This window comes from Chitinophaga sp. CCNWYY40, from assembly GCF_037483205.1.
GTDB classification, from domain to species: Bacteria; Bacteroidota; Bacteroidia; order Chitinophagales; family Chitinophagaceae; genus Chitinophaga; species Chitinophaga ginsengisegetis.
Map to the genome: position 1 here is coordinate 64,436 of NZ_JBBHLF010000009.1, position 12,886 is coordinate 77,321.

The following is a 12,886-nucleotide window of genomic DNA, read 5'->3' on the forward strand; positions in this document are numbered from 1 at the left end:
GCGGGATCGTTCATTTTGGGATTTATTAAGTAACTTCCGGCACACTAAAATAATCTCCTATGAGTAAATTTGTTGTCTCCAAAAGCAGCAACGGTGAATTCCGTTTTAAATTAAAAGCAGGTAATGGTGAAGTAATCCTTGCCAGCGAAGGTTATGCCGCCAGATCAGGTTGCGACAACGGCATCGAGTCTGTGAGAACCAATTCCCAGATCGATGAACGGTTCGACAAAAAGACTTCCACTAATGGAAAACATTACTTTAATCTCAAGGCCGCAAACGGACAAATCATTGGTACCAGTGAAATGTACGAAAGTACTTCCGGCCGCGATGGCGGCATTGCTTCCGTTAAGAACAATGCTCCAACCGCAACGGTGGAAGAACCTGCTGCTTAATAGTATTTACATGTAAGAGAGGGCTGGCTGGTGTGTGATCTGGCCGGCCTTTTTTAAGCACAGCAGCTCCCCGCTTTCTCCTTATCTCCATACTCATCATGGCGGCGGAACCACATCGTATTCCCGGTTTCATTACGGCCCAGCGGCGCACGGTCCAGCCACTGATACATCCCCCAAAGTCCGTCGAGTCCGCGCTCATAGGTGGAGTACGTGTGATAAACAACCCCGTCTTTCAGCACAAAGGCGCTCATGCCCGGCGCTTCACGGATATAGGTGGGCCAGTCTATGCCCACGGTGGCAGCGATCTTCTTTCCGGCCTCCGGTGCTTCCTGCAACGCCTCAATTTCATTGGCACGTGAGCTTACATTTCCTGTACGATAGTTATATGCCACCGCCCCTGAACGTTGCTCCTCCTCGGTGAATGAAACTTTGAAATCGTAGTTGAAATCACTTCCAAATGAAGAGGCCCAGGGGAAACTCCAGCCCATCCGTTGCTTGTATTCCTGCAGCTTTGCCAGCGGCGCCCGCGATACAGCTGCGAGCATCACGTCGTGGTGAGCCAGGTGAACCGCGAAACCGTTGAAATCGTCTGCTATCGACGAACAGGACGGACATCCCGCCTCGTACTCCGGCCCAAACATAAAATGATAAATGAGCAGCTGCGACCGCCCGCAAAAGAGGTCAGCAAGCGACGCCTTCCCTTTATCTGTATCAAATACGTACTCCTTGTCCACCCTCACCCAGGGCAACTGCTGACGCTGCCGCGCCACTTCGTCGCTATGCCGGGTAAGCTCCTTCTCTGCCTTCAGCACTGGACTCACCATCTAACCTCCCTCCCCGAAATACGCACCCTGGTTTTCCCTCCGGCCTTCACCGGTACTTTCAGCCAACGGAGAAAAGCAGTATAACCCAAAGGATGCTTAGCTTCCGCACTGGTTTCCGACATCACGGCCACACTGGCATCATACACCGTTGGATTGTATATCTCTATCACCAGTTCCTTATTATCTTTCTTAATGATTGTAGCCTCCACGTGGTCGAAAACATAGCATTTGGATTTGTCGCTGATCACATAAATACCTGGCAGTTCAAGTGCCATCAGCATGCCGTTGGTTTCTGTCCAGGAGTTACGGGTGTATATAAAGTTTCCAATGCTCTCCTTCCCTTCTGCATCGCTTGGCTGAATACGCTCCATAGAAGAGCCTATCAGATAATTGCTGGTAATATGTCCTGGCATGTTAACGGCCTCTGTGTGCGCATGCTGGATGTCCCTGATCAAATCAGCATACAATGAATTTCCGGTAGCCCTGAACAACTTGAAAAGATAGTCGCCGGAAGAAGTGCAGATACCAGGTGCTGCATGTTTGTTTTGTATGCTGGCCCAAACGGCTCCCGTCATATTGCATTGCAATTTCCCGATGGTGCTCGACGGAGGAAAAACCGGTGCGTAAGACAGTGTCCAGGTACCGCAAAGAGCGGCCTGTACTTCGGCCATCGACAACCACCTGCGATCGCCTGTATAATCATATAATGCCATTAAAGACTCCAGGAATCCAAAAGCTGATTCTGAATTGGCATCCTGCGAAATATCCCCGCAATCGCCGCCGGTAAGCCCCTGCCCGGCCACGTCGCGCCGGTAGTAATAATCCGCTGCGGCTGCTGCTGTTTTCATCCAGCCGGCCCTGTTAAAATAGTGGGCTGCCAGGGCCAGGCCCGCCGGGGCAATGGCGCCTGCAGTAGAGTTGAATACCGCAATCCTGCCCGTTTCCGGCGCTATATACTGGCCAAACTGACCATCCTTCTCCCAGGTTTTTACAAAAGCAGCAGCCAGTTTTATAGCTGCATCTTCCCAATCTTTGTTAATCATATCGGCATGCCCGCTTGCCCTGAACAACAACAGGTGCTTCATCAACCAAAACAAAGCGTCTCCGTTCTTTCTCACCATTGCCTGGATTTCCGGGAAATCGGGCGACATCTTCTCCCCGATAATTTCCCCGGTTGACTTTATGCCCCCATAAAAATAGCCGCTTTTACCCTGCAATCTGCGCACTACAAAATCAAGTTCCTCGCCTACCCTTTTGCGTTCCTTTTCATCGTTCAGCGACAACATCGGGTAGGTGTTAATCATACCGCTTACCCATCCCAGCTGGAAGTCGTTGTTGTTTTCCGGTTTATAATAATGACCAATCTGCTGTTGTGTAAAATTGCTGCTGCATATGCCTGTGCCCAGTTCCAGCAACTTGCTCATAGGTACCAGGTTCCGGGGAACAGAAGGACCGGAAATATCTTTCCGTACTTTAAAAAATTTTGTGAGCAAAGCCGGGATATCCGTTGCTTTAAACACATACAGCCGGAAGCGTAGTGATACTTCATCGCCGGCCTTCCAATCCGGCGCCTTGTCTCCGCTCAGATGGAAGTCGCCGAAGCCCGCAGCCAGTTTACGGATGGCGGGTGCTGAAATGTCAAAAGACAACTGATCTTTATGGGCATTCTCCGTAATAGTAACCCCGTTGTTTCCCCATTTTGTTTGTTGTTCTGTTAACAGGATAAAGCCCGTTTGTGTTGCCGGAGAAAAAAAGCAAACCGCGGGAGTAGCCATATTCCCTGTTTGTAACGCTACCAGGGAAGCCTTATCCTGTTCTACCGACAAACGGGGGTTATTTGAAATCGTTAGCGGAACCTGCGGATTGTAATACATATCACGCGGATAACCGGGATTATAACCGTCTCCTATGGAGCGATAGCGGTTGCCGTTATAAAGCGATGCCGGCACCAGCACATAATTGGCAGCACTCCAGTTACTAAAATCAAACTTCACTGCCACGGCGGTGGAAGTTGCCTGTCCCGCTGCCAGCCTGAAAGTAGCCTCCACATCTATCGCATCGCTGTGCCCTTTCACCGGATCGGCTTTCAGCACCAGCTTCCAGTTGCCCGGCAATTCGCCGGAGCGAAAAACATTTTCCGCCACCAGGTCGGTGCCCTTATATTGTCTTTGCAAAAAAGTAACGGATCCGCTTACCTGCTGCAGCATCCTGTTCAACTGCAGATCAGGGAGTTGGGAGAAAGATGTATTTGACGTGGCGACAGCTACCAGGAATAATAAGAAATACTTCGTTTTAATGCGATACATACCTGTTGTTTAATACGGCTGCACTAAATCCGGAAGGGATATCTGCCGCAGGCCATAAAGTTCTGATTCCCTTAAAAGGAACGCAACCCTTAATTTGACCATTATGGATACTATTTTTGCCGCATTAAACTTCCCGCGTATTTTATTATCTTTGAATCGCCTGTAACACACAACCAGACTTACAATCCGATGCAATACATATACGAGAATTTTACATTTCCGGCGGACCAGTCATTTACGGTAAGATCAGAGATTCTTGAAATAAAAAAATATACTGCCTTAAAATCGCATGTCAATTTTGAGATCGCGTTGCTGGAAAACTGTAGCGGTAAAAGATTTATCGGCGATCATATCGAGGATTTCGACGGACCGGAGCTGGTGTTGCTGGGCAGTTACCTGCCGCATTGCTGGCAGTATTACAAAGCCGCCGATCCGCTTATCCCTACCCAGGCGGTGGTCATTCATTTCTTTCCCGATTTCCTCGGAAAGGAACTGCTCGAAAAACCGGAAGCCAAACAATTGAATGTGCTTTTCGCCAAAGCGGCAAAAGGAGTGCTGTTTACCGGCAACACACTCCAGGACGCCAAAATGATTATGCACCAGATGCTTTATGTGTCGGGCTTAAGCAGGGTGGCGCTGATGATCCGGCTGCTGGATGTGCTCGCACAATCCGAATCATCAAGAGTATTATCATCGCCCTATTACAATACCGTTGAAAACTCCGGAGAAGCAAAAAAACTCAACAAGGTATTTGATTACATCTTTCAGCATTTCAGAGACGATATCCTGCTACAGGACGTAGCAGATCTTATTCCCATGTCGTCCGCAGCCTTCTGCCGCTTTTTCAAACGTAATACCAACCGTACATTGATCGATTTTGTAAAAGAAGTACGCATCGGGCATTCCGCCAAACTTTTACTGGAAGGACATCACAACGTAGCAGAAGCCTGTTATAACAGTGGCTATAATAATATCTCGAACTTTAATAAACACTTCAAAGAAATTAAAGGATTATCTCCCAGGGATTTCATCAGGCAATACGAAGACAAAGAGAAAAAGGGCGTGAGCACGCAAAGCCTGTAATCACTCTTTTATAAAGCGGTAAAAAGGTGTTGCCTCCACCCATTTTTCCTGCTGCCCCGCGCCGGGAACACCGGTTTGATAGCCATCCATTAAACGGTTCCACTCCGCGCAACGCTTATCATAAGATTCAGCCGTTTTTCCCATTTGCCCCAGATCCGCTCCGGCTGGTACGGTGATGGCCATTACCAACAGGTATTCATACCGGTAAAGCGTTATTTTCCGGTAACCCGCTTTCTTAAAACCGGCTTCCACTTCCGGCCATATATGCTGATGATAATCGAGATATTCTTTCAGCTTCTGCGGATCATGTACAATGTTCACTACAAAAACATGCTCCTGCAGCTTTTCTTCTTTTTGGGACGCATTACATGCAGTCAATATAATAACAACAGCCGGCAGTAATATCCTGCAAGTAGCGGACAATATTTTATTCATGATTCGTTAATTTAATACTATATAGATCGCTGCCATTATCAAAGCCAGCGCACCCCAGCCTGCCCATAACCACTTATCCATGCCCGATCCGGCCTTGTCCGGAAAAGTAAATGATACCCGGTCTTTTTCGGGCACTTTAAAAACCAGGGTTATCAGCACCATTAAAATTACCAGGGAAATAAAAATATAGATAGAAAGAAATAAAAAGTGTGGCCAGAATCCTTTATACGGATAGTTCAATACATAACAAACACCCATCACCAGGCAAAGAAAGCCGCCGCCAAACAACACTGTTTCTGCTGCTACCCGGTGCGTGCGTTTCCAGAATATGCCGCCTAAAAACACCACCGATAATGGTGGCGCCAGGATAGACACAAGCCCCTGCGTTAATTCAAACAGGCTTTTATCTGAGTAAGAAAACAATACGGCGATACCTCCTCCCAGGAAAGCGCCTACAGCAGTCATCCATCTCCCAACCTTTGTTTTATCCTTTGTTTCCAAAGATACAAACTGCGTCACCACATCCAATGTAAAAACAGTGCTGAAAGAGTTCAGACCCGAAGATACGGTATCGATCAGCGAGGCGACAAGCGCCGCTATACAGAGCCCGCGAAGCCCGTCGGGCATCAGGTTTTTGACGAGCGTAATGTAAGATTTATCCGGTGTGGTACTATCTCTGTATAAAAGAAAACAGATAATACCAGGCAACACAAAAATAAAAGGCGTGATCACTTTGAGCGCTGCCAGGAAAAGAATACCCCGTTGTCCCTCTTTTACAGTTTTTGCGGCCAACACCTTTTGTACAATCGTTTGATCTGCGCACCAGTAATAAACAGCTACCACCGGATAACCCGCCACAATAGCGAGCCATGAGTATTCAGGGTCAGACCTGGCGTGAAACAGCTTCCAATAGTCGGGAGGCACTCCTTTAGCCGCATCTGCCACATGACCAATTTTTCCTATAGCCAGTACCGTTAGTATCAGGGAAGAAGTAATAATGATCAGCGACTGGAAAACGCCGGTTCTCACCACTGCCTTTAAACCGCCGATAGCGGTATAACTGGTGGAAATGAGGGTTATCAGCACTACCGCTTCTATTAACGAACATTGGAAAATCTCTGAAATAACCAGTCCGCCTGCATACAATGCACTGCCAAGCCACACAAATAATATAGACATCAGGCTGTAAACAACCAGGAAATTATAAGACCTGCGGCCATAACGCAAAAGCAGAAACTGCGGAATAGTGCTGATCCCTGCTGAAAGATAACGTGGAATAAAAAATGCAGACAACAACATCAGGAATATCCAGGCCAGCCACTCGAAATTACCTCCTACCACACCCTGCGAAAAACCCAGGCTGGATAAGCCTATCAACATCATTGGGCCCACGTTGGCACTGAACATGGAAAAGCCGATCTGCCACCATTTCAAAGAACGCCTGCCCAGAAAAATATCTCCTCCCGATTGTACCCCGGAAGATTTAAGATAGAAACCAAAAGTGAATAGCGCAATTACATATACAACGAGGACCAGATAATCAATACCAGTTAAAGTTATCTTCACGGAAAAAGCTTAAGAATCACAAAGATACAACCGGCTTGTATTCCCTGACATTCTTTTTATTCCATACCCGTGTTTTGACTAGTTGACCGGTATCTTCACAATGATTCCAATTTATCCTGACAGGAAAACCGGGCAACTCCGGCAGCGTAAATTTCCCGTTGCCCCATGCCGGTTTTACATTGAAATAGGTTTCCAGTCCCGACATAATTGAATACAGGTACTCCACCTCACATTGTTCAGATGCGGTAGTCATCAGGGAAGCCGTGAACAATGAATATCCGCCGGATGAAAAATCTACCTGGTGTTTCGCTGCCAGATCCCTTACAGCCATCCATTCTTTCACACCGGCCAAATGCCCGGGTACCGGCTGCAAATGGGCTACGCCGATGTTTACCAGCGTAGGAAACACCCTCGCAGTACGTTCCGATTCTCCGAAAGCAATTTTCAATGGGGTTTGTTTGCACAGCGCTTCGATCTGATCAAAAGATGCCGAATGAGTAGGTTCCTCCAGCCAGGCCAGGTTTTCACCTGCTGTTTTATCAATAAACCGGAGCGCCTGTTTACAGCTCCAGATCTGGTTGGCATCCACGGCAAGCCTGATATTTTTTCCCAGGAGACTACGTACAAACTTTACACGCTTTATATCTTCTGTCATGTTCATCCCAAAATCCTTTCCCACCTTCATCTTATAACAATCTACACCCGCTGCGGTAAAATAAGCGATCTCTTTTTCCAGTTCCTCATAAGTATAGTTTGTACCACCTCCGCTGCCATAAACTTTTACCTCATTCCGGTCAGCGCCCATATATTTATGCAACGGAACGCCGAGCCGGCGGGTAGCCAGGTCGTGCAATGCCATATCTACCTGTCCCAACAGCGCAGATGCAGGGCCTCTGAAGCCCTCGTTGCGGATAGACCAGTACAACCTGGAATATAACTGGCTATAGGAAAGGTTTTGGGAATACAGCAAATGCGGCAACAGGCATGCTTCCAGGATATTGGTATAACTACTGTACACCGGTGCTTCACCAATATTGTTATTTTCATCTTCAATGGTGATCATGGACAGCCCAAAAGCAGGGAACGGTCCCATAGTGGCATCCTGAAACGGCGTAACCACCTGCACCGGCGCTAATTCCCTTATTTGTATACTCCGAATATTAAAGATCTCGTTGTCAATATTACACATCTTAACTTCTTTTACCCGTTACTGCAATTCAGGATTTCTGCCTGGATGATTTCCGGTAGTTTACCCTGATTAAAATTTTCAATGCTGGCCGTCAGCTCCGATATATTGGATGGCCCCAGTACAATATTAAAATCATAGGGTAAAGACAGTAGGAACCGGTGCGCCATAGCCGGTAAAGTGAGCCGGTGTTTTACCGCTATCTGCTCCAGGCGTACGGCCATCTCCAATGCATCCGCGGGCAGCCATTCCGGGCGCATTTGTTTAAACGATCCGATGCTTCTTCCCAGCAGTCCCATATTTAAAGGACTCGCCGCATAATATTGTATGTTACGGGATAAGCAATAAGGCAACGAATCCTGCAGGGCTGTTACATTTGAGGCATTAAGACGGTTAAACTCCATCACCACATCAAAAACGCCGGCATCCAGGTATCCTTTCAACCAGGAAGGCCAGTTCCCTCCCACGCCCAGGCGTTTCGCCAATCCTTGCTCCCTGAACTTTATTAGCGTATCAATGATCCGCTCTGCTTCCATTTCCGGAATGGCATGAGGATCGTGTAAAAACAGGATATCGAGAGAAGGAATACCAATGGTGCGGAGACTGTTCTCCAGGCTTTCTGCCATCGCCCTGTCGGTAAAATCGTAATAAGCTTCATCGGCAGCGTAAGATTTCAGTCGCCCTGCTTTGGAGCTGATAACGGGCACGCCTCCACGCCATTGCTGTAACGCCTGTCCCAGGTAGCTTTCAGCATCTCCATAAGCCGGCGCAGTATCTATGGCAGCTATACCCGATTCCAGTGCGGATAAAATTGTCAATACAGATTGATGCGGATCAACCTTCCCCCAAACACCGCCTAACCCGGCGGTACCAAGTACCAAACGTTCGCTGACCATAAACAAATGTGTAGTAGTACCAAACAAAAGTAAAATATTATCAACCTGCTTTGCTGCGTGTCAGTGTTTGCGGGCTCCCCAAAGCTCCGTCTGATGCTACTTTATAAAGCTTCCAGCTGTCATCATTCAGTTGCTCCAGGTGATACCTGTTCTTTTCTTCCTGCATTTCTTTTTTCAACGCATCTCCAAATGCACCGGCATTTTTTGCGTTTTCCCAGGTCCGGAAAGCTTTGAAGATAGCCTGCTTGTCGGTTCTTTTTTCCACGGCATCCTGGCTCAACCCCAGCATGTAGGTAGCATCCCAGGCAATGGATTTACACTGGAGATTCTCTATCACCTGTACGGTCCAGTCGCGCTGCAGATTTTGTATCCCAAAAGTAGATGGAAAATAACTTCCGTTGAAGGAATAACGTATGTCTTTCCCTTCAATACCCCACTTATTATTTACCGGATCAAACATATGGTTACCGCCTCCCACATTACATACACTCATATAGTGCCAGTTTCCTTCAAAAACGCAGGAGCCCATTACTCTCAGGTAAGGCACCCCCATTTTTTCAAGATGGCCAAACATGCCTCTCAGAAAGCGTTTGAAAGAGTATTGACCGTGCCCCTGATAGGTAAAGCTTTCGAAACCGTCAAAGTCGATATAGTTCATACCACCGTCGTGCAGCAGTTTGGCGTAATATTCAGCATAATCATCCTGCAGCGTAATATCCGGGATAAAGCCACCATAACAATTTACCTGGAGTTTCGCCAGTTGATCACCGGCATTATGTGCGGCGGCATTGGTTTTGAGGGCGCCACGCTCCACACCGGTAAGTGTATAGGGTTTTGTGGTGGTTACCCCTTTATACCTGATCAGCTCTTTCCCGATCTTTAATACATTCACCTTATTGTCGTCCCACCCGCCAAATTCGTTCAGGTAGCTGGTGTCTGCCACCTGTATCAAAGTATCATTTGCACCAATAGCTTTAGTGATACGGGTTTTTAACACGGTACACAAACCATCGTTGGGTACCGGGTGTACGTCGCTGCTGAATGGCTGAATAAATTCGGTTAACGTATGCAGGCCATAGGCAATTCCTTCTTTATTGGTTAAGGCTGTTAAGTCACTGATGGGGCGTTTTTGCTGATTGAGCGTCACTTTTTTATCTCCCCACCGGTTGGCCGGATTGGTATAATATTCTCCCAAACCTTCATCCTGAACAGCTTTCAGACCTAACTGGCCGGCGTATGATACCAGGCTGTCGTGCGGTCCTGACCAGGCTATATCCGTTTGATAATTGGATGGATCCTTTACCCATTTCCCATTCCGGGTAATATAGGGCAAGCCTTCATTTTTCACAACCCGTTCGATTGTCCGCAGCCCCAGCGAATCAGGGCAGGCATAAAAGGCGATGGCAGAGCCGATGTAGTCCACATCAACCGGCGTCAGCTCCATATGACGGGGCGATTTAACACCGGGAAAATCATTAAAATGCGGATAAAAAATAGTGTATGGTTTCTTCCTGTCGCGCGAATGCAATACGATAGAAGAACCGTAGTCCGGCTCCAGGCTGGCGCCGTTGCCATTCATGTACCGGTAATATTCCTCCGGATGCGAATAAAAGGCCACATCATTTATACCATCGCCACCGATACGGAAGCGTTGACCTTCTTTGAGATGAGCCGGCAGCGGGTACTTCACCGGATCGGGCGAATGGATAATATAGCAAGCCTGGTACATATCGCCATTACAGGGCGGGCCGCTGGTAGTATTGTCGTTAAGTGCCAGTATGCCAATGGCGAAATTATCACTTCTTACTACCGATAATATTTCGCCGATGGTTTTAGAGATATTGGTTTTGTAAGGTCCCCATATAACGTTGTCAACACCATTCCGCGGAAACAGCGACAGCAATTCAAAGCGCAGATAATCGTTTTTCTGCTCCACCGTTAACGTAGCAACCGAGCCGTTGGGGTAAGTCAGCTTTAACTGTTTGCCCTGTAGCTTCGCTTTTGCCGGGTATATATTTTCCCCTTCCTTTTCCAGCGTCAGCAATGGAGAGCTTAGTCCTTTGGGATTATATTCCGTGTTTGTTTGTTTATCCCTGATACTGGTAATAAACCCTTTTTCATTGATACCTACAGCTGAATACTTTGTTGTAAACGCCATGTGCTGAGCACCTGCATGCATGCTAAAAGTCAACAGTGTACCAATTATTATCCTGGCGGTTAAACACTTCCCGTTACGCTTATTTTTTCTCATTGTGTTGCTATTGATTGAGCCTTGAAGACTGCGCTGAAACAAGCGCGTTAGGTTGTACGATAGTAAAGCAAAATTACTATAAATCAATACATATAAACATCCGCTAATTTTGCAGTGGCCGATGTTTTTTTTGCCCGGGGAAAATGGGGAGGCCTGTAAAGCCTCCCTTTCCCTGGTTACCGGTCAAATCATTTACCTGAAAATTTATTGCAGGGGGTCAAAGTCGCCGCCCCAGTTATTATTTTGCTTTAACAAGGGGTTTCTGTCCAAAACTGCTTTAGGAATGCCATAAATGTAGTACTGATCTTTAATTGCTATATCAACAGCATCTGTTGGAATAACGGTAGTGGTAAACCTGTTCCATACAGTATTGATATCTGACATCGGACTTACATCCGGCTGACCAGCCTTCAGCAATACAGCTATTCCATGACGTTGGGTAAGCCCTCTCAGGTAACCAAACATTTTCCAGCGGCGCAGATCACTCATACGTTTTCCTTCAAAACAAAATTCAACAAAACGTTCTTTCTGATACGCCTTGCGTATATCTGGCTGCAACACCGCCGTAATACCATAGTTACCGGCAACACCTGGCTGAACACCTGCACGGGCCCTGATTTGTTTTAATACATCCAACGCTGCTGCTGTGTTACCTGTTTCATTGGCGCATTCTCCGTAATTCATCAATACTTCAGCATAGCGGATTTCAACCCAGTCAACACCCGCATTATAAACGCCTCCTTTATCAATGGTTTTATCAATTGCTTTTATGCGGTAAAAACTTGAGTTAGACCATAAAGGGTCCAGCGTAATGGAATTATGCACGCCTTCCAGTCCGGTGCTACCGTTATAATTTGTTATCGAGGTAAAATAGGTCCACAGGTACGTTTTGCTATCACGCATCCCTTTCAGGTATTGATTGGGTGATCCGTTATAATAGATGTTAGCATAGAACCGGTCGTCCCTGTTAAAAAACAGCGTATCGTAGCTTCTTGATTGTGATTCCCAGCTGGAGCCATCTTTCATAGGGAAAGTATTCACCAGTTCCAGTGAGGGCCGGTCATAGCCTACGTCATCTTTAGACCAGTCCAAAGGAATTAAGCCTCCCTGGAAATAAACCGCCTGTGGATAGTTATACCGGCGAACCATTACTACTTCTTTATTCAGCTCATCATCCCAGATTTTGCTGTAAGGGCTGTACAATCCTTTACCACGGGCATCCAGGAACTCTTTGGCGGCCTTAGTGGCATCGTAGGCTTTTTGCCAGGTGGCAATGCCTCCCAGACCATTAAACAACGGGCTGGCATAAAACAATAACACCCTTCCTTTAAAAGCCATCGCCACGCCTTTATCCACCCTGCCCATATCATCGTCCGTAAAAGCATCGGGCAATAATTTGGTGGCATCATCTATATCTTTTAAGATCTGCGTTACACATTCTGATGTTTTATTGCGGGGTTTCTGCAACGTTGTTAAATCTGTAGTAGGCTGCTGTGCTTCCAGGATAAGCGGCACACCGCCATAATTACTCACAAGATTATGATAAGCCCAGGCTCTCCAGAACAATGCCTGTCCCTTAATTTTATCTTTGTCCGCCTGGCTGAAGGTCGCTTTGTCGATATTCCCTAACAGGATATTAATGGTTCGTATATTGTTATACGTGCCAAAGTTGTTTTGTGAGTCGAACGTGGCTGTACCCCTGAACCATTCATTGGTTTGTTTCTGATAAGGTACGCCTTCGTCTGTATTGTTGCCGCCCCCGGATGTATTGCCCGGCATCAGCGATGAATAGATCTGGTTTAAATAGGCGGTGGCGATATTTACATCCGACCATACCTGGTCCGGGCCTACGGCGGAAAGGTTCGTTTTATCAAGTACTTTATTGCAACTCATCAGCAAAAAAGGAACGAAAAAGATGAGTGTTGCTATATTTAACTTATTCTTCAT

Annotated in this window: 10 protein-coding genes; 2 read left to right on the top strand and 8 right to left on the bottom strand. The window is 46.9% G+C overall.

Annotation, left to right across the window (positions count from 1 at the left end; genetic code table 11):
• Positions 1-59: 59 nt before the first annotated feature.
• Positions 60-392: a YegP family protein gene (locus V7S65_RS29850; RefSeq protein WP_111580206.1), complete on the top strand. Its 333-nt coding sequence runs from the start codon at positions 60-62 to the stop codon at positions 390-392.
• A gap of 53 nt (positions 393-445) precedes the next feature.
• On the opposite strand, the gene V7S65_RS29855 is transcribed toward V7S65_RS29850, so the two are convergent.
• Positions 446-1,204 carry a DUF899 domain-containing protein gene (locus tag V7S65_RS29855; RefSeq protein WP_339546890.1) on the bottom strand — a complete coding sequence of 253 codons (759 nt, stop codon included), beginning with the start codon at positions 1,202-1,204 and terminating at the stop codon, positions 446-448.
• A gap of 5 nt (positions 1,205-1,209) precedes the next feature.
• Positions 1,210-3,522 carry a hypothetical protein gene (locus V7S65_RS29860; protein WP_336389357.1) on the bottom strand — a complete coding sequence of 771 codons (2,313 nt, stop codon included), beginning with the start codon at positions 3,520-3,522 and terminating at the stop codon, positions 1,210-1,212.
• A gap of 189 nt (positions 3,523-3,711) precedes the next feature.
• On the opposite strand from V7S65_RS29860, the gene V7S65_RS29865 reads away from it, so the two are divergent.
• The gene (locus V7S65_RS29865; protein WP_336389356.1) at positions 3,712-4,605 is read left to right on the top strand and encodes an AraC family transcriptional regulator; all 894 of its coding nucleotides are present in this window, start codon (positions 3,712-3,714) and stop codon (positions 4,603-4,605) included.
• On the opposite strand, the gene V7S65_RS29870 is transcribed toward V7S65_RS29865, so the two are convergent.
• The 6 genes from V7S65_RS29870 to V7S65_RS29895 form a co-directional block, all read right to left on the bottom strand.
• A complete protein-coding gene (locus tag V7S65_RS29870; RefSeq protein WP_336389355.1) occupies positions 4,606-5,040 on the bottom strand; it encodes an L-rhamnose mutarotase in 435 nt (144 codons plus the stop codon). It abuts the gene before it with no gap.
• Between the two features lie 6 nt (positions 5,041-5,046).
• On the bottom strand, positions 5,047-6,606 hold the full coding sequence (locus V7S65_RS29875) for an SLC5 family protein (RefSeq protein ID WP_111580202.1): 1,560 nt from the start codon (positions 6,604-6,606) through the stop codon (positions 5,047-5,049).
• Between the two features lie 16 nt (positions 6,607-6,622).
• Positions 6,623-7,795 carry an enolase C-terminal domain-like protein gene (locus V7S65_RS29880; RefSeq protein WP_079473068.1) on the bottom strand — a complete coding sequence of 391 codons (1,173 nt, stop codon included), beginning with the start codon at positions 7,793-7,795 and terminating at the stop codon, positions 6,623-6,625.
• An 11-nt stretch (positions 7,796-7,806) separates the two neighbouring features.
• Positions 7,807-8,688, bottom strand: a complete 882-nt coding sequence (locus V7S65_RS29885) for an aldo/keto reductase (protein ID WP_336389354.1) — start codon at positions 8,686-8,688, stop codon at positions 7,807-7,809.
• Positions 8,689-8,728: 40 nt separating this feature from the next.
• Entirely contained in the window at positions 8,729-10,939 is a 2,211-nt protein-coding gene (locus tag V7S65_RS29890; RefSeq protein WP_336389353.1) for a hypothetical protein, read from the bottom strand.
• Between the two features lie 204 nt (positions 10,940-11,143).
• Positions 11,144-12,886, bottom strand: a complete 1,743-nt coding sequence (locus tag V7S65_RS29895; RefSeq protein WP_079473065.1) for a RagB/SusD family nutrient uptake outer membrane protein — start codon at positions 12,884-12,886, stop codon at positions 11,144-11,146.

What these genes read in the sequence shown, in the direction of transcription:
- V7S65_RS29850 (WP_111580206.1), top strand. Translation starts at nt 60, where the DNA reads ATGAGTAAATTTGTTGTCTCCAAAAGCAGCAACGGTGAATTCCGTTTT.
- V7S65_RS29860 (WP_336389357.1), bottom strand. Translation starts at nt 3,522, where the DNA reads ATGTATCGCATTAAAACGAAGTATTTCTTATTATTCCTGGTAGCTGTC.
- V7S65_RS29865 (WP_336389356.1), top strand. Translation starts at nt 3,712, where the DNA reads ATGCAATACATATACGAGAATTTTACATTTCCGGCGGACCAGTCATTT.
- V7S65_RS29870 (WP_336389355.1), bottom strand. Translation starts at nt 5,040, where the DNA reads ATGAATAAAATATTGTCCGCTACTTGCAGGATATTACTGCCGGCTGTT.
- V7S65_RS29880 (WP_079473068.1), bottom strand. Translation starts at nt 7,795, where the DNA reads ATGTGTAATATTGACAACGAGATCTTTAATATTCGGAGTATACAAATA.
- V7S65_RS29885 (WP_336389354.1), bottom strand. Translation starts at nt 8,688, where the DNA reads ATGGTCAGCGAACGTTTGGTACTTGGTACCGCCGGGTTAGGCGGTGTT.
- V7S65_RS29890 (WP_336389353.1), bottom strand. Translation starts at nt 10,939, where the DNA reads ATGAGAAAAAATAAGCGTAACGGGAAGTGTTTAACCGCCAGGATAATA.
- V7S65_RS29895 (WP_079473065.1), bottom strand. Translation starts at nt 12,886, where the DNA reads ATGAAGAATAAGTTAAATATAGCAACACTCATCTTTTTCGTTCCTTTT.